Source organism: Escherichia sp. E.sYA108 (assembly GCF_011754335.1).
Classification (GTDB): Bacteria; Pseudomonadota; Gammaproteobacteria; order Enterobacterales; family Enterobacteriaceae; genus Escherichia; species Escherichia coli.
This window is the reverse complement of the sequence record NZ_JAAQVZ010000001.1, coordinates 180,680-196,427: the sequence shown is the minus strand read 5'-3', so window position 1 is coordinate 196,427 and position 15,748 is coordinate 180,680. Positions and strand designations below refer to the sequence as shown.

Here is a 15,748-nt window from a genome sequence, read left to right as displayed (position 1 = left end):
TATTCGACTTCTCCACCTGTTGCGCAAGAGAAACTGGGTTTATTCATTTTTGCGAGGCCGACTTCTTTCTGGACAGGACTTTATGCAGCACAACACACTACCGAAACACGATCAGAAATTGCCGTTTACACGCTACGACTTCGGCTGGGTTTTATTATGCATAGGCATGGCGATTGGTGCCGGAACCGTGCTGATGCCAGTACAAATTGGCTTGAAGGGAATTTGGGTATTTATTACCGCAGCGATCATTGCTTATCCTGCCACCTGGGTAGTACAGGACATTTATTTAAAAACCCTTTCTGAAAGCGATTCCTGTAATGACTACACCGATATTATCAGTCATTACCTGGGGAAGAACTGGGGAATTTTCCTCGGGGTTATCTACTTTTTGATGATTATCCACGGGATTTTTATCTACTCTCTCTCCGTGGTTTTCGACAGCGCCTCGTACCTGAAAACCTTCGGTTTAACCGATGCCGATCTTTCTCAATCTCTATTTTATAAAGTCGCCATTTTCGCCGTACTGGTGGCGATTGCGTCTGGTGGTGAACGATTACTGTTTAAGATTTCCGGACCAATGGTGGTGGTCAAAGTGGGGATTATTGTCGTGTTCGGTTTTGCGATGATCCCGCACTGGAATTTCGCCAATATAACCGCCTTCCCGCAAGCCTCCGACTTTTTCCGCGATGTCCTGCTTACTATTCCATTTTGCTTCTTTTCCGCGGTATTTATTCAGGTACTTAACCCAATGAATATTGCCTATCGTAAACGGGAAGCGGATAAAGTACTGGCAACCCGGCTCGCGCTGCGTACCCACCGGATTAGCTATATCACGCTCATTGCGGTGATCTTGTTTTTTGCCTTTTCGTTTACCTTCTCAATTAGCCACGAAGAAGCCGTTTCTGCCTTTGAACAAAATATCTCGGCACTGGCACTGGCCGCGCAGGTGATCCCTGGGCATATCATTCATATCACCTCTACGGTACTGAATATCTTTGCCGTACTGACTGCATTCTTTGGCATTTATCTCGGTTTCCACGAGGCCATTAAAGGCATTATTCTCAATCTGTTAAGCCGAATTATTGATACCAGGAAAATTAACTCACTCGTGCTGACTCTGGCGATCTGCACTTTTATCGTCATTACGTTGACGATTTGGGTTTCGTTTCGTGTATCGGTGCTGGTGTTCTTTCAGTTGGGAAGCCCGTTATATGGCATTGTGTCGTGCCTCATTCCGTTTTTCCTGATCTATAAAGTCTCACAACTGGAAAAACTTCGCGGGTTTAAAGCCTGGATGATTCTGCTGTACGGCATTTTGTTATGCTTGTCGCCACTGTTGAAGTTGATTGAGTAAACCGGAGCGCATGGCCCCGGTTTTGTGAGTTAACGCTGCGGATTTTCATCCTGATCAACAGCAAAACAGGCTACCAGTTGACCGCCGTAGTCTTTTAGCTGCGGCTGCAACTGGGTGCAGGGGCCGAAGCGCCGACGACAGCGGGCGTTGAAGGCGCAGCCTGGCGGTGGATTCAGCGGGCTTGGCAGTTCACCGGTAAGTTTGATGCGTTCGCGACGATCGTCCGGGTTCAGGCGTGGTGTCGCGGAGAGCAGCGCCTGAGTGTACGGGTGGCGCGGGTTATTGAAGATTTGGTCCTTCGTCCCCTTCTCCACGCAGCGGCCCAGGTACATCACCATCACTTCATCAGCAATGTGCTCCACCACCGACAGATCGTGGGAGATAAAGACATAAGATAGCCCCAGTTCCTGCTGCAAATCCATCATCAGATTCAGCACCTGCGCACGCACTGAGACGTCCAGCGCGGAAACCGGCTCATCGGCAATCACCACATCCGGGTCGAGCATCAGACCTCGGGCAATGGCGATACGCTGACGCTGACCGCCGGAGAACATATGCGGATAGCGGTCGTAATGCTCGGTTTTCAGGCCGACTTTCGCCATCATCGACAGGGCTTTTTCCCGACGCTGTTCTTTGCTTAAGCTGGTGTTGATCAGCAGCGGCTCTTCGAGAATCTGCCCAACTTTTTTACGCGGATTCAGCGAACCGTAAGGGTTCTGGAAGACAATCTGGATTTTCTGCCGACGTAGCTTCTGCGCCTGCGGATCGTGCTTGAGCAGATCCTGCCCCTGGTAATACAGTTCGCCGCCGGTGGGCGTTTCAATCATCGTCAGCAACCGACCGAGGGTCGATTTACCGCAGCCAGATTCACCTACTACTGCCAGCGTTTTGCCACGTTCAAGGTTAAACGAAACGCCATCCAGCGCCTTCACCAGACGTTCCGGCGCGAACATGCCTTTCTTCACCGGATAATGTTTTTTCAGGTCGATAGCCTGCAACAGCGGTTGTTGCGAGGTGGCCTCATGCGTACTCATAGTGTCGGCCTCCCGGCATCATCAAGTGGGTAATGGCATTTGGACTGACGCCCGTCAGCGAGCATATTCAGCGCCGGTTCTTCAGCACGGCATTTGTCAGTGGCGTAGGGGCAGCGCGGGTTAAGCAGGCAGCCGTTCGGGCGGTCGTACTTGCCGGGAACGACACCTGGCAACGACGCCAGACGTTCTTTGTCCTGAGCAAATTCCGGCAGCGCACGCAGCAATGCCTGAGTATACGGGTGACGCGGCGCATGGAAGATAGCGTGCGCATCGCCCGTTTCTACTACCTGGCCTGCATACATCACGATAATTTTATGTGCCGCTTCCGCCACCAGCGCCAGGTCATGGGTAATTAACACCAGCGCCATGTTCTCTTTCTGCTGTAGCTCCAGCAGCAGTTCGATAATTTGCGCCTGAATGGTCACGTCCAGCGCAGTGGTCGGTTCATCGGCAATCAGCAGTTTTGGTCGACAGGCAATCGCCATGGCGATCATCACGCGCTGGCTCATGCCGCCGGAAAGCTGATGCGGGTAAACATCCAGACGCGATGCCGGATCGGGAATACCGACCAGATTCAGCAGGTCAATCGCTCGCTGACGGCGGGTACTTTTGTTGCCGCCTTGATGCACCTTAATCGCTTCCATAATCTGGAAACCCACGGTGTAGCACGGGTTAAGGCTGGTCATCGGGTCCTGGAAGATCATTGCCACTTCGGCACCCACCAGGTTGCGGCGCTCTTTTTCTGAGATACGCTGCAAATCCTGACCGTTAAACTCCAGCTTTTCCGCCATTACGCGGCCCGGATAATCAATCAGCCCCATAATTGCCAGCGAACTGACCGATTTACCAGAGCCGGACTCACCCACAATCCCGACCACTTCACCCTGTTTTACGCTGTAGCTGATGCGGTCTACGGCGCGGAACGGTGCGCTTTCGTCGCCGAAATGCACCGATAATTTATCTACATTTAATAACGCCATCTCGAACCTCTTACTGCTTCAGTTTGGGATCGAGCGCGTCACGCAGACCGTCACCCATCAGGTTAAATGCCAGCACCGTCAGCAGGATCGCCAGACCCGGGAAGGTCACGACCCACCAGGCGCTTTGCGCGAACTGCAACACATCAGAGAGCATGGTGCCCCACTCCGGCGTTGGCGGCTGCGCGCCCATGCCGAGGAAACCAAGAGCAGCCATATCGAGAATGGCGTTAGAGAAACCGAGCGACGCCTGAACAATCAGCGGCGCAAGGCAGTTCGGGAAGATGTTAATAAACATCTGGCGCATTGCCCCGGCACCCGCCACGCGAGACGCGGTGACGTAATCGCGGTTAACTTCCACCAGCACGGCGGCGCGGGTTAAGCGCACATAATGCGGCAGCGCAACGAAGGTTAGCGCCAGCGCGGCGTTACCAATCGACGGGCCGAAAATCGCCACCAGCACCAGTGCCAGCAGTAGACTTGGCAGCGCCAGCATGATATCGACCACACGCATGATGATGTTATCGACCAGACCGCCAAAGTAACCAGCGATCAGGCCGAGAATAACGCCCATAATCAGCGATAACACCACTACCAGACAGCCAACCAGCAGCGACAAGCGCGCGCCGTACATCAGCCGCGACAGCACATCACGCCCCACGTCATCAGTGCCCAGCAAGTGCGCCATGCTGCCGCCTTCCTGCCAGGCTGGCGGGGCGAGCAGTGCATCGCGGAACTGTTCCGCTGGGTTATAGGGTGCAATCCAGTTGGCAAAGATCGCGATAAACAGCACGATGACGACGTAAACCAGCCCGACAACCGCGCCTTTGTTGCGTTTAAAATAGTGCCAGAACTCCTGTAACGGGGTCATCGGCACCGGTGCGCTAATCACTTTATTTTCAGTAACCTGTGACATGATGTCCCCTTACTTCTTATGACGAATACGCGGGTTCACCACGCCGTACAGCAGATCGACCAGCAGGTTGACGAGGATAATCATCGTCGCCACCAGCAATACGCCGCCCTGCACTACCGGATAATCGCGGCGTTGCAGTGCGTCAATCAACCAGCGCCCCAGACCGGGCCACGAGAAGATGGTTTCAGTCAGAATCGCCCCCGCCAGCAATGTTCCCACCTGCAGGCCGATAACGGTCACCACCGGCAGCATCGCGTTACGCAGCGCATGGACGATAATCACCCGCATCCGGGTAAGACCTTTGGCACGCGCGGTGCGGATATAATCTTCGCCCAGCACTTCCAGCATCGAGGAGCGCGTCATACGCACAATGACCGCCAGCGGGATGGTACCCAGCACAATGGCGGGCAGGATCATATGGGCGACGGCATCGATAAAGTTACCGTCTTCACCCCAGATGGCGGTGTCGATCAGCATAAAACCGGTTAACGGATTGGAATCATCGAGGAACACCATGTCGCTCACACGACCGGAGACAGGCGTCAGGTTCCAGTGCACCGAAACCAGCATGATCAGCATCATGCCCCACCAGAAAATTGGCATCGAGTAGCCGGTCAGCGCCAGGCCAACCGCTGTGTGATCGAAAATGGAACCACGTTTAACCGCAGCCAGCACACCAACCGGAATCCCGACTGCGGTCGCAAAAATCATCGCGCAGACGCCAAGTTCCAGCGTGGCCTGAAAGCGCGGCACGAACTCTTCCCATACCGGAATTCGGCTTTTCATCGAAATGCCTAAATCACCGTGCATTACGCCCCAAATGTAATGGAGATACTGCTGCCACATCGGTTTATCTAAGCCGAGTTCAGCCAGCAATTGCGCGTGACGCTCTGGGGAGATCCCACGTTCGCCCGCCATGATCATCACCGGATCGCCCGGGATCATGTGGACAAAGGCAAATGTGAGAAGGGTAATACCGATAAACGTGGGGATGACGAGTCCCAAACGTCGGAGAATAAACTGCAACATAACCCGGATTCTCTATAATGACCCGCAGCCTGGAACTGCGTGTCTGTATTGCTCACAAATCAATTCCCGCCCTTGTGGGACAGGGAATGAAGTATTGCTGCCGGATGGCGCTGCACGCAGAGGCACAGCGCCACCGGGTATGCAGATTGTTGACAAAGAGCGCTTTGTTTATGCCGGATGCGGCGCAAACGCCTTATCCGACCTACAAAATCGTGCAAACTCAATACATTGCAGAGTTTTCGTAGGCCTGATAAGCGGAGCGCATCAGGCAGTTTTGCCTTTGCCATCAGTCTTGTATGGCTTTAATTATTCGATAGAGACATTTTCGAAGTGATGTTTGCCTAATGGATCAACCACATAGCCTTTAACTTCTTTGCGTACCGGTTCAAACACGGTGGAGTGAGCGATGATCAGTGCCGGAGCCTGATCGTGCATCACGACCTGTGCTTGTTTGTACAGTTCAACACGTTTATTGTGGTCGTCGGTAGCACGCGCCGGTTGAATCAGATCTTCAAACGGTTTGTAGCACCATTTTGAGTAGTTGGAGCCTTGTTCAGAGGCGGCGCAGCTGAACAGGGTGGCGAAGAAGTTATCCGGATCCCCGTTATCGCCAGTCCAGCCCATCATTACCGTCTGATGCTCGCCATCTTTCGCACGCTTGAGGTACTCACCCCATTCGTAGGTGACGATTTTGGCCTGCACGCCCACTTTCGCCCAGTCTGCCTGAATCATCTCCGCCATGCGGCGAGCATTCGGGTTATACGGACGTTGTACCGGCATTGCCCACAGGTCGATGGAGAAACCTTTTTCCAGACCCGCTTCTTTCAGCAAGGCTTTCGCTTTTTCAGGATCGTAAGTGTAGTCCTGAACGTCGTCGTTATAGCCCCACATGGTTGGCGGGATCAGGTTTTTCGCTGATACGCCCGCGCCCTGATAAACCGCTTTGATGATAGCGTCTTTGTTCACCGCGTAGGTCAGAGCCTGGCGAACTTTCACGTCATCCAGTGGTTTTTTCTGCACGTTATACGAGAGATAACCGACGTTCAGCCCCGGCATTTCCATCAGGTTGATGGATTTATCCTGCTTCATGCGGGCGATATCTGCCGGGTTCGGGTACGGCATCACCTGGCATTCGTTCTTCTGCAATTTCGCGTAACGCACGGAAGCGTCAGGAGTAATAGAGAAGACCAGCGTATCGATCTTCGGTTTGGTGCCCCAGTAGCCATCAAACGCTTTATAGCGAATACGGGAATCTTTCTGGTACTGCTGTAACTGGAACGGGCCGGTACCGATTGGGTTGAGGTCCAGTTTTTCCGGTGTACCGGCTTTCATCATCGCGTCAGCATATTCTTTTGACAGAATAGAGGCGAAGTCCATTGCCAGGTCAGCGAGGAACGGCGCTTCCGGGCGAGTCAGCACAAACTGAACGGTGTTATCGTCCACCTTTTTCACTTCGCTGATTAGCTCTGGCAAGCCCATGCCTTCGAAGTATTCGTAGCTGCCGCCAGAGACTTTATGGTACGGGTTTTGCGCGTTTTTCTGACGATCGAACGAGAACACTACGTCATCGGCATTCAGTTCGCGCGTCGGTTTGAATTCTTTATTGTCGTGCCACTTCACACCTTTACGCAGATGGAAGGTATAGGTTTTACCGTCTTCGCTGACTTCCCACTTTTCAGCGAGGCCCGGGATCACTTCAGTGGTGCCGATTTTAAATTCAACCAGACGGTTATAAAGCGGTACGGAAGAGGCGTCATAGGTGGTGCCGGAGGTAAACAGCTGCGGGTTAAACCCTTCCGGAGATCCTTCTGAGCAATAAACCAGAGTTTTAGCCTGAACACTTGCTGCGACGGTCATAGCCACCAGGCTGAGACCAAGCTTCAGCATCCCTGACTTTTTCAAGGAAATACGCATTATTCTGCTCCAATTGTGATGTTTGTTGTTTTAACCCTTTGCAGTGGGTTGTCGCTGCCTGACCTTTTTTGTTTTTTGCCCGGTCGGGTCAACGTTATGAGGTGGGGATGCCGTACTAATTAACATCAGTGTAACAGTGCGGATCCTCCATAAAATGCCCCTCGTGACCTACAATCTGTCAACAGAATGTGAAAACGTCAATACAGCCAACCGGGATTTACACCAACGGTGAGAATCCACAAACAAAGATTAAAAAAACTTCAAACAGCTATTTGCAGCAGAGAAATTTGTGCTACTCCAACATGACCAGAACAATCAGCTTAATATTTAGCAACAATTGGTGATTAAGTTTTATGCATTTTGTGAAAAAAATCTGAGGAAAAGGTGGATATCTGAGCGATTAATACCATGAACGCTAAAACGCACAGCGGAAAATGCCAGCGCCAGCCATAAGTAACGCAAAAAAAGATTTAAGCAAATATAAAAAAAGACAATGGTTTCTGTCACAAATCCGTTAATGGATAGTGAGATATGGGGCGCAAATTTGACAGGGAAATGTGTGGTGTGTAGATCGGATAAGGCGGTCGCGCCGCATCCGACAATGGGCCGGTACATTTGCCTGATGCGACGCTGGCGCGTCTTATCAGGCCTACGTCGAGTCGAACCTCCCCGCCCCCGGGGGTTCTCTTCCTCATGAGCTACAGATGCAAAAAAGCCTGCTCGTTGAGCAGGCTTTTCGAATTTGGTCGGTGATAGAGGATTCGAACCTCCGACCCCTTCGTCCCGAACGAAGTGCGCTACCAGGCTGCGCCAATCACCGAATGCGGGGCGCATCTTACTGCGCAGATATGCCCTCGTCAATCCCTTAATAGCAAAATGCCTTTTGATCGGCGAGAAAGTCAGCAGGCCTCTTAGTTAGCCGCCGCCTCTCTTGCCTGCGGGATGTGGCACCAGTTGTTGTTTTCGTTAATTCCACCATCCGGTGAAGTATAGCCAAGACAACCCATGATGGTGTCGTACAGCTCTACATGACGGCGTGGCACTTTCATGTCGGCTTCTTTTTTCAGCTGCGCAAATGCCTGCGCATTGACCGGATTTTCCAGATATTTATCCGACATCCAGACCATCATCGGCACACGGAACTGTTCCGGCGGTGCCAGTTCACGCGGCGTGCCGTGCAGGTGCTCGCGTTCATTAATTGACTCACCGTGGTCAGCTGCATAGAACACAATCGCTTTCTTATCGCGAACCTGATCAATCACGCTGGAAATAAAGTGATCCACATAGGTCACCGAGTTGTCGTATGAGTTGATCATCTGCGCTTTGGTACAGCCGCTATCAACACCAATACATTCCGGCTTCCACTGCGCAAAGCTGCGCGGGTAACGCTGGGTGTAGTTAAAGTGTGAGCCTTTGGTATGCAGAATGATCAGATGCTTACCATCCGGGTTGCGCCCCAGCGATTGCTGCATTTCGTCTACCAGCAACATATCATCTACCGGCTTGCCACGGTTACGTGGCTCCGCACCAATCTGCTCACGATAAGCAATGTTGTCCGCCATCGTATTGCTGTAGAACCACATTTCGCTTTGCATAGCGTAGAGATCAGAACTGAATCCTAACTGCTTCAATACCGCGAAAATGTTCTGTTCTTTTAATGTGCGCTGCGGATTATCTTCTGCTCCACCCTGACGTACAAACATGCAACGCAGTGAGAGTTTGGTTGCAGTATCACAGGAGTAACCACGGAACGCCGCCAGATTTTTCTCCTGAGCCAGCTTCGGTGTGGTATTGCGTTCATAGCCGAAAATGCCCATATGATCCCAGCGCGTGGTTTCACCAATAATGAAAACGACATATGTATCATCAACGTTTTGTGGAGCCTGGTACGTAAACTTCTTCGCAGGATTAAGGAGAGAATTGTTATCGGAAGATTCATCGACCCGCGCCCAGGCATAAAGACCTAATGCCGAAAGCCAGTTTGATGGCAGATAAGAGTTCGCGACGACGCCGCCATAACTCGGCAAATCAACACCTGTCGCCCTCTCCACTTTCTTCTGCTGGATATCCAGCAAACGAATCGGTGCCCAAACCATAATACCTGCCAGTACGACGACCGCCAGGCTGCGAATACGTTGCCCTGGGGTTCGCAGTTGTCGGAGCAAGGTGTAACGACAGCGGTTATTCCAGATAAGGATAAGAGGCAACGCGCTTACGGCGATTAACCAGAGAATAAAGTTCAGACCAACAACTTCTTTTGACAGGTCGATATCGGTGGTCATGACGGATGCGATGATGCCATAACCAATGACTACATTAAGGAAGGTCATGTAATAGCTGGCACCTGCGGAAAAGAGCACCACCAGCGATGCCAGAATACGCCAGCTGCGGCGGCCAAACAGCGAAAGAAGACGCAGTAAAAAGAAGGTCACCAGTACGGTGGCGGCCAGTTCAACAACAGCAGAAATACCTTTCCAGACGGTAAAATCGTGCGCATAGCTGCCGAAGCGGCGGTAAAAAACCGCGCCATTCATAAAAAGGCCAATATAGATTGCAAGCAAGAAGCTCAGCTTCTGCTGTGTAATCGATTTGATGTATCTCATGCAAACAAACCCTGGACAAACAGGTGATAACACCCTGCTTAGTGGCTTTTCAGGCCAGGCAGGGGAAAAGTGCGGAGGTAGTCAGATAAGTAAAATCTACACGCGCGAATAAGTAGACCACAGCAAAGGGAAAAAGTGTGGGGAAAGAGTGTGCACGAAGCACAAATTTACAAAAATGCAAGTTTGAAAAGAGACTTTAGCGTTACAAAAAGCAGTAAAAAGGGCCAGCTAACTGGCCCAAATTTTACGCGTTATTGTTTATACATTTCGTTGATGCGTTTGATGCACACTGAAGCTGAAGCCCAGTAGCTCGCGGCAGATGATTAAAGGGAGCCATGCGCCTCACGCAACATTTTCTGCTCTGGCTGGCGAATGGTCGTAGAAAGCGCCAGTGACAGAATCAGCAGGGCGAAAATCACGTAGAAAGTCACATAGAATCCGCCAAACAGTGAAGCGATAATCGAACCACAAATGCTGCCGATACCGAAACCGAGGTAAATGACGCCGTAGTTTTTCGCCAGGTTATTGAGGCCGAAGAACTCACTGACCAGTGACGGGAACACCGTAATCGTGCCACCAAAGTTAAATGCCACACAGGCAATCGCTGCAAAGAACGTCACTGCATTCAATGGTGCAAACAGCAGGGCAGCCATACCCACCAGCGCAATCACCTGACCAATGGTGATAACACGGATACGGGCGATTTTGTCAGACAGAATGCCCAGCACCAGACGACCAGAAAGGTTGGCGATGGAAATAACCGTCACAGCATTGGCTGCGGAAATTGCATCAAGATGCGCCAGGCTTTGAGCGATATCTTTCGCTACACCAATCACATACAGACCACTCATGCACGCAGTCAGGAACATAACCGCTAACATCCAGTACTGCGGTTTACGCATCGACTCTGCCAGGGTGTAGTCCTTCTCCACCACACCATTGCTGGTTTTCACTTCCTGCTTCGGCGCATCTTTCATTAACGTTGCGCCAAAGACAATCATCACCAGTACAATCGCGCCCCAAATAACAAAGGTTTTTTCCAGACCCACCGTTTCGAGCAGGTGCGTGTCGATAAATTTAAAACCCAGGCTGCCCAGACCATAAGAACCGATAGCAAAAGCAGAGATAAGTCCCTTACGCTCCGGAAACCACTTCACGCAGTTAGAGAGCGTCAACAGGTAACCCGCACCATCCGCCAGACCAACCAACACACCGGCGCTTAACCACAGCATCATCAGGTTGTTGGAATGTGCTGTCAGGAAGAAACCTAATCCCAGCAAAATGCCGGAAGCCATAGTGACGCGTTTAACACCAAAACGTTCCTGCAATTTGCCCGCAACAGAAGACGAAATTGCCAGCCCCAGACTTAACAAGCCGAAAGAGAAAGCAACCTGGCTTACAGGAGCCCCCAGCTTGGCAGAAAGCGCACCGTTAAACAGACTCCAGGTATAAACCGACCCCAGAGCAAACTGGGTAATGATAGTACCGATGAGTGTCAGCCAGCGAGTACGCTGATAATTTGAAGGTGTCATGGCAGTATTCCTGCAGTAATAAAAAGGAAAAATCTCTGCTGACAACCATAACGAAGTGCGCTTTATGCCTGGGGAAAAACGGCATGAAATGCCATCAGAACGGAATGAAATGCATTAGTTCAGGAATGAATGACTCGACAATTATTCGCCAAATTTATTATTTAGTAAGTTAGTCCCCACTATCGCCACATTAGTTGTTATTTATGGGTTTCAATTGTATCTATAACGTTAAAATCTGGCACTAACCCCCATCGTATACAGATAGTCGCTATTGTTAGTGGTATTTTCTGCCTGAGATAGCGCAGCATAGGCAGCAATATTTTGATTGAGCAACATATCAGCGCCTACGGTGACATCCAGCCAGTTGCCGTTCTGGTTTGTCGCCGTCATCCGGCTCAGGCCTGATTGCGCCTTCCAGATATTCTCGCCAAATTGCTGGTTATAGCTGATTTGCGCCCAGGGTCGAAGATCGCCAAGCCGGGAGTCAACACGCCAGCCTAAGGTACTCACGCTGGCATGCCATAACGGATCGGCCAGCGTGGTAGTACTGTCGCCAAACTCGTTATACATCGAGGTAGTTGTGCCATCGTAATGTAATGCCGCGACCGGGCCGGTTGTAACCTGCTCATATAAAGGAAAATTCCAGCCCATACTCATACTGCTGGTCACATCCACAGGGGTTTCTTCCGCCAGATTGACTTCCAGTCCCAGCGCCCTTTGGCTACTTTGAATACGTTGCGACAAAATATCGTTGTAATCAGGTTGATGATCGCTATCCCAGGTGTAACGCTCTGTGGAATGTCCGGGTTGCGTATCAACGATATATTCTTGTTGCCAGGCGTAAGCTGTGTTGAGAAAAAAGGCACTGATTACCACGCTCGCAAGCAGGCTTAGCTGCCAGCGACCACCGCTTTTTTTTATGATCATTAACACGACTCCAGGGAAGAGCCGAATTCGGCAATATTATTGTCATTGTATGAAGGATATCGGGCATAGTAGCCCTGTATTAAATATTGACTTTTTCACCGATGCGTCAAGAAAAGCGGCTGAAATTTTTACGATCGGGTACATAGCGAGGGAAAGTATGGAACGTTGCGGCTGGGTGAGTCAGGACCCGCTTTATATTGCCTACCATGATAATGAATGGGGCGTGCCTGAAACTGACAGTAAAAAACTGTTCGAAATGATCTGCCTGGAAGGGCAGCAGGCTGGGTTATCGTGGATCACCGTCCTCAAAAAACGCGAAAACTATCGCGCATGCTTTCATCAGTTCGATCCGGTGAAAGTTGCCGCAATGCAGGAAGAGGATGTCGAAAGACTGGTACAGGACGCCGGGATTATCCGCCATCGTGGGAAAATTCAGGCAATTATTGGTAATGCGCGGGCGTACCTGCAAATGGAACAGAACGGCGAACCGTTTGCCGACTTTGTCTGGTCGTTTGTCAATCATCAACCACAGGTGACACAAGCCACAACGTTGAGCGAAATCCCCACATCTACACCCGCCTCCGACGCCCTATCTAAAGCACTAAAAAAACGTGGTTTTAAGTTTGTCGGTACCACAATCTGTTACTCCTTTATGCAGGCATGTGGGCTGGTGAATGATCATGTGGTTGGCTGCTGTTGCCATCCGGGAAATAAACCATGATTCGGGAAGCGCAACGTTCAGAACTCCCCGCGCTCCTCGAACTGTGGCTGGAAAGTACAATCTGGGGGCATCCCTTTATAAAATCGAGTTACTGGCGTGACTGCATTCCGCTGGTGCGCGATGCGTATCTTGCCAACGCGCAAAACTGGGTCTGGGAAGAAGACGGCAAGCTTCTCGGTTTTGTCAGTATTATGGAAGGCCGATTTCTGGCAGCAATGTTTGTCGCACCGAAGGCCGTCAGACGCGGTATTGGTAAGGCGCTGATGCAGTATGTGCAGCAGCGCCATCCCCATCTGATGCTGGAGGTTTATCAAAAAAATCAACCGGCGATAGATTTCTACCATGCGCAGGGTTTTCACATTGTCGATTGCGCATGGCAGGATGAAACCCAACTACCCACCTGGATTATGAGCTGGCCGGTGGTTCAAACGCTGTAAGTGTCAGTTCCGGACCGTTGTATTTTTCCAGCCATGCCAGCGCCGTATTACCCGCACAGCCATTCCCCAGCCGCGAGCTGGGGAGATCTTTGGTCAGCACGTTCACTGCGCCGTTTTTACAAATGCCGTCAGCGGTTAAATCCAGATCTGGCCATGCGCCTTCGTGAATACAAATCACGCCAGGTTTAATTCCCTCGCTAATGACCGCTCCGGCAAGAATTTGCCCGCGTGAGTTCCACAGCCGAACAGTATCGCCATCTTGTATGCCGCGCGTCTGGGCATCGTCAGGATGAATGGTGACAGGCTCACGATTTGCCACCGCGTACAATTCGCGCAGAGAACTGTAATTCAGCTGGCTGTGCAGACGATGCGCCGGATGAGCAGAAAGTACCTGCAACTGTTCCGGTTCGGCATTGCCCTGCCATTCGTCCGGCGCCAGCCACATTGGATGCCCCGGGCAATCCGGATAAGCGTAATCGGCAATACGCTGCGAGAAGATTTCAATCTTACCGCTGGCGGTTTTTAATGGATGCGCCTGCGGATCGCGGCGAAAATCGGCGAAGCGAATAAACCGCTCACTGTCCGGGTTTTCCGGCATCTCAATTAACTGGTTGGCTTGCCAGAACTCAGCAAATGGCGGCAATTCAACCTGCTGGCTTGCCCCGCGCTGCCGGGCAACGTTATAAAACGTTTCCAGCCATTGCAGCTCACTTTTTCCTTCCGTAAAACGTGCATAACCGCCCTTCTGCCAACGTTCACTCAAGTCGGCAAAAACATCAAAATCATTACGCGCTTCATCGCGTGGCGGCACCACTTGCTTCATCGGCACCAGATGCTGATTACTGTAATCACCGGTCATGGTGAGATCATTACGCTCAAAAGAGGTGGTCGCAGGCAGAACGATATCCGCGTGTTTCGCCGCAGCCGTCCAGAAGCATTCAGAGATCACCACCAGCTCCGGTTTTTGCCAGGCACGGATCAGGCGATTGGTATCCTGATGATGAGTAAAGTTGGCACCGCCCGCCCACCAGATAAAACGAATATCCGGGAAATGTCGGTCCATACCGTTATGTTGATATGCGCCACCAGGGTTTTCCAGTGCTTCAACAATGCGGGCGACAGGGATTTTATCTACCGCATCGCAGCCACCCGGCAAGCTGCCCTGCATGGAAGAGAGTACCGCAGCGCGCCGCGTGGGGTTACCACCATTGGCAAAATGGTAAGAAAGACCAAAACCGCCGCCGGGTGTGCCGATTTGCCCCAACATTGCTGCCAGCGTGACGAGCATCCAGTGTTTTTGCTCACCAAACTGTTGGCGCTGCATTCCCCAGCCTGCCATCAGCATGGTTGTATTTTGGTGGAAAATAGCCGCCAGCTCGCGGATTTTCGCTGCGCCAACACCACAAATCTCTGCCGCCCATTCGGCGTTTTTCGCTATACCGTCACTCTCGCCCAGCAAATAAGAGGCGAAGACGGCATAACCTGTGGTGCAACGCGCCAGAAACGCTTCGTCGTGCCAACCATTTTCCACCAGCGTATGGGCGATCCCCAGCATCAACGCAACATCGGTGCCCATGTGTGGTGCCACCCACTCCATTTTATCGCCAAAGAAATCGATGGTTTCCGATCGCATTGGATCAATGCAGATCAGCTTTTTCCCGCTGTCACGCAGTGCGGAAAAGTAAGAAAGCCCCTGCTCATCGGATGCATTCCACGCAATTTTCAGCGTATTGAGTGGGTTAGCACTCCACAGCACCACGACATCGCTATGTTCCAGCACCAGCGGCCAACTGGTTTGCTGTTGATAAACTTCGCTGCCACCCACGACATACGGCATGATCGCCTGTGCCGCGCCGGTCGAATAATCCCCCAGATGCCCGGTATAACCGCCTGCCAGCGCCATATAGCGTTGTAATAATGTCGAGGCCTTATGCAGCACGCCGTTTGAACGCCAGCCGTAGGAACCAGCAAAAATCGATGCCGGACCATAAGCCTCACGAATGCGTTTATGCTGATGGTGAATAAGCTCCAGCGCCTCATCCCAACTCACGCGAACAAATTCATCCTGCCCACGAATGCCTTGCGGATTTTCCGGTGACGCAAGAAAGCCTTTGCGCACCATTGGAAATCGCACCCGCGTATTGCTGTGAACCTGGTCGCGAACCGCGCTCTGCAAGGAGTTTTCCATTCCTGTGGCTAACGCGCCACGCGAGCTAAACACGGTTTCGCCGTCGGTTTCAACCAGCATAGGCCCCCAGTGGGCGGCAGTCAGAACGGAATATCGTGAGGATGAGTTGGCCAAAC

13 protein-coding genes and 1 tRNA gene are annotated in these 15,748 nt (G+C 51.6%); 4 read left to right on the top strand and 10 right to left on the bottom strand.

Translation table 11 applies throughout. From position 1 onward, the window contains the following. Positions 1–82 precede the first annotated feature (82 nt). The gene (locus HBM92_RS00915) at positions 83–1,354 is read left to right on the top strand and encodes an aromatic amino acid transport family protein (RefSeq protein ID WP_001298005.1); all 1,272 of its coding nucleotides are present in this window, start codon (positions 83–85) and stop codon (positions 1,352–1,354) included. Positions 1,355–1,383: 29 nt separating this feature from the next. Here HBM92_RS00915 and dppF read toward each other — a convergent pair whose 3' ends face one another. Genes dppF through dppB form a run of 4 tightly spaced genes read right to left on the bottom strand, consistent with a single transcriptional unit; the run spans position 1,384 to position 5,310 of the window. After that, complete coding sequence (dppF, locus tag HBM92_RS00910) at positions 1,384–2,388, bottom strand: dipeptide ABC transporter ATP-binding subunit DppF (protein WP_000103580.1); 1,005 nt, start codon at positions 2,386–2,388, stop codon at positions 1,384–1,386. Further along, positions 2,385–3,368: a dipeptide ABC transporter ATP-binding protein gene (gene dppD, locus HBM92_RS00905; protein ID WP_001196477.1), complete on the bottom strand. Its 984-nt coding sequence runs from the start codon at positions 3,366–3,368 to the stop codon at positions 2,385–2,387. The genes dppF and dppD overlap by 4 nt, the downstream gene beginning before the upstream one ends. Positions 3,369–3,378: 10 nt before the next feature. Next, complete coding sequence (dppC, locus tag HBM92_RS00900) at positions 3,379–4,281, bottom strand: dipeptide ABC transporter permease DppC (protein WP_000084677.1); 903 nt, start codon at positions 4,279–4,281, stop codon at positions 3,379–3,381. Between the two features lie 9 nt (positions 4,282–4,290). After that, positions 4,291–5,310 carry a dipeptide ABC transporter permease DppB gene (dppB, locus tag HBM92_RS00895; protein WP_000938855.1) on the bottom strand — a complete coding sequence of 340 codons (1,020 nt, stop codon included), beginning with the start codon at positions 5,308–5,310 and terminating at the stop codon, positions 4,291–4,293. Between the two features lie 17 nt (positions 5,311–5,327). Between dppB and HBM92_RS00890 the strand changes: the two genes are divergently transcribed. Next, positions 5,328–5,555, top strand: coding sequence for a hypothetical protein (locus HBM92_RS00890; protein ID WP_000198577.1), 228 nt, complete (start codon positions 5,328–5,330; stop codon positions 5,553–5,555). Between the two features lie 61 nt (positions 5,556–5,616). Here HBM92_RS00890 and dppA read toward each other — a convergent pair whose 3' ends face one another. The 5 genes from dppA to HBM92_RS00865 form a co-directional block, all read right to left on the bottom strand. Beyond that, positions 5,617–7,224 (bottom strand): dipeptide ABC transporter substrate-binding protein DppA, encoded by a 1,608-nt coding sequence (gene dppA / locus HBM92_RS00885; protein ID WP_001222871.1) that lies wholly within the window; start codon positions 7,222–7,224, stop codon positions 5,617–5,619. Between the two features lie 743 nt (positions 7,225–7,967). Then, positions 7,968–8,044 (bottom strand) — tRNA-Pro (locus HBM92_RS00880). Positions 8,045–8,135: 91 nt separating this feature from the next. Beyond that, positions 8,136–9,827, bottom strand: a complete 1,692-nt coding sequence (eptB, locus tag HBM92_RS00875; RefSeq protein WP_001269202.1) for a kdo(2)-lipid A phosphoethanolamine 7''-transferase — start codon at positions 9,825–9,827, stop codon at positions 8,136–8,138. A gap of 323 nt (positions 9,828–10,150) precedes the next feature. Further along, positions 10,151–11,359, bottom strand: a complete 1,209-nt coding sequence (locus tag HBM92_RS00870) for an MFS transporter (RefSeq protein WP_000189046.1) — start codon at positions 11,357–11,359, stop codon at positions 10,151–10,153. A 228-nt stretch (positions 11,360–11,587) separates the two neighbouring features. Continuing rightward, positions 11,588–12,286, bottom strand: a complete 699-nt coding sequence (locus HBM92_RS00865; RefSeq protein WP_000584467.1) for an autotransporter outer membrane beta-barrel domain-containing protein — start codon at positions 12,284–12,286, stop codon at positions 11,588–11,590. A 157-nt stretch (positions 12,287–12,443) separates the two neighbouring features. Here HBM92_RS00865 and tag point away from each other — a divergent pair, with 157 nt between their 5' ends. Beyond that, the gene (gene tag, locus HBM92_RS00860) at positions 12,444–13,007 is read left to right on the top strand and encodes a DNA-3-methyladenine glycosylase I (protein WP_000438947.1); all 564 of its coding nucleotides are present in this window, start codon (positions 12,444–12,446) and stop codon (positions 13,005–13,007) included. After that, complete coding sequence (locus HBM92_RS00855; RefSeq protein WP_000617493.1) at positions 13,004–13,444, top strand: N-acetyltransferase; 441 nt, start codon at positions 13,004–13,006, stop codon at positions 13,442–13,444. Before tag ends, HBM92_RS00855 begins: the two co-directional genes overlap by 4 nt. On the opposite strand, the gene bisC is transcribed toward HBM92_RS00855, so the two are convergent. After that, a complete protein-coding gene (bisC, locus tag HBM92_RS00850; protein WP_000013964.1) occupies positions 13,413–15,746 on the bottom strand; it encodes a biotin sulfoxide reductase in 2,334 nt (777 codons plus the stop codon). The two genes, HBM92_RS00855 and bisC, sit on opposite strands and share 32 nt — an antisense overlap. Between the last annotated feature and the right edge of the window lie 2 nt (positions 15,747–15,748).

Excerpts from the sequence above, each read along its gene's own strand:
- HBM92_RS00915 (WP_001298005.1), top strand. The coding sequence starts at position 83 with ATGCAGCACAACACACTACCGAAACACGATCAGAAATTGCCGTTTACA.
- dppF (WP_000103580.1), bottom strand. The coding sequence starts at position 2,388 with ATGAGTACGCATGAGGCCACCTCGCAACAACCGCTGTTGCAGGCTATC.
- dppD (WP_001196477.1), bottom strand. The coding sequence starts at position 3,368 with ATGGCGTTATTAAATGTAGATAAATTATCGGTGCATTTCGGCGACGAA.
- dppC (WP_000084677.1), bottom strand. The coding sequence starts at position 4,281 with ATGTCACAGGTTACTGAAAATAAAGTGATTAGCGCACCGGTGCCGATG.
- dppB (WP_000938855.1), bottom strand. The coding sequence starts at position 5,310 with ATGTTGCAGTTTATTCTCCGACGTTTGGGACTCGTCATCCCCACGTTT.
- HBM92_RS00890 (WP_000198577.1), top strand. The coding sequence starts at position 5,328 with ATGACCCGCAGCCTGGAACTGCGTGTCTGTATTGCTCACAAATCAATT.
- dppA (WP_001222871.1), bottom strand. The coding sequence starts at position 7,224 with ATGCGTATTTCCTTGAAAAAGTCAGGGATGCTGAAGCTTGGTCTCAGC.
- eptB (WP_001269202.1), bottom strand. The coding sequence starts at position 9,827 with ATGAGATACATCAAATCGATTACACAGCAGAAGCTGAGCTTCTTGCTT.
- HBM92_RS00870 (WP_000189046.1), bottom strand. The coding sequence starts at position 11,359 with ATGACACCTTCAAATTATCAGCGTACTCGCTGGCTGACACTCATCGGT.
- HBM92_RS00865 (WP_000584467.1), bottom strand. The coding sequence starts at position 12,286 with ATGATCATAAAAAAAAGCGGTGGTCGCTGGCAGCTAAGCCTGCTTGCG.
- tag (WP_000438947.1), top strand. The coding sequence starts at position 12,444 with ATGGAACGTTGCGGCTGGGTGAGTCAGGACCCGCTTTATATTGCCTAC.
- HBM92_RS00855 (WP_000617493.1), top strand. The coding sequence starts at position 13,004 with ATGATTCGGGAAGCGCAACGTTCAGAACTCCCCGCGCTCCTCGAACTG.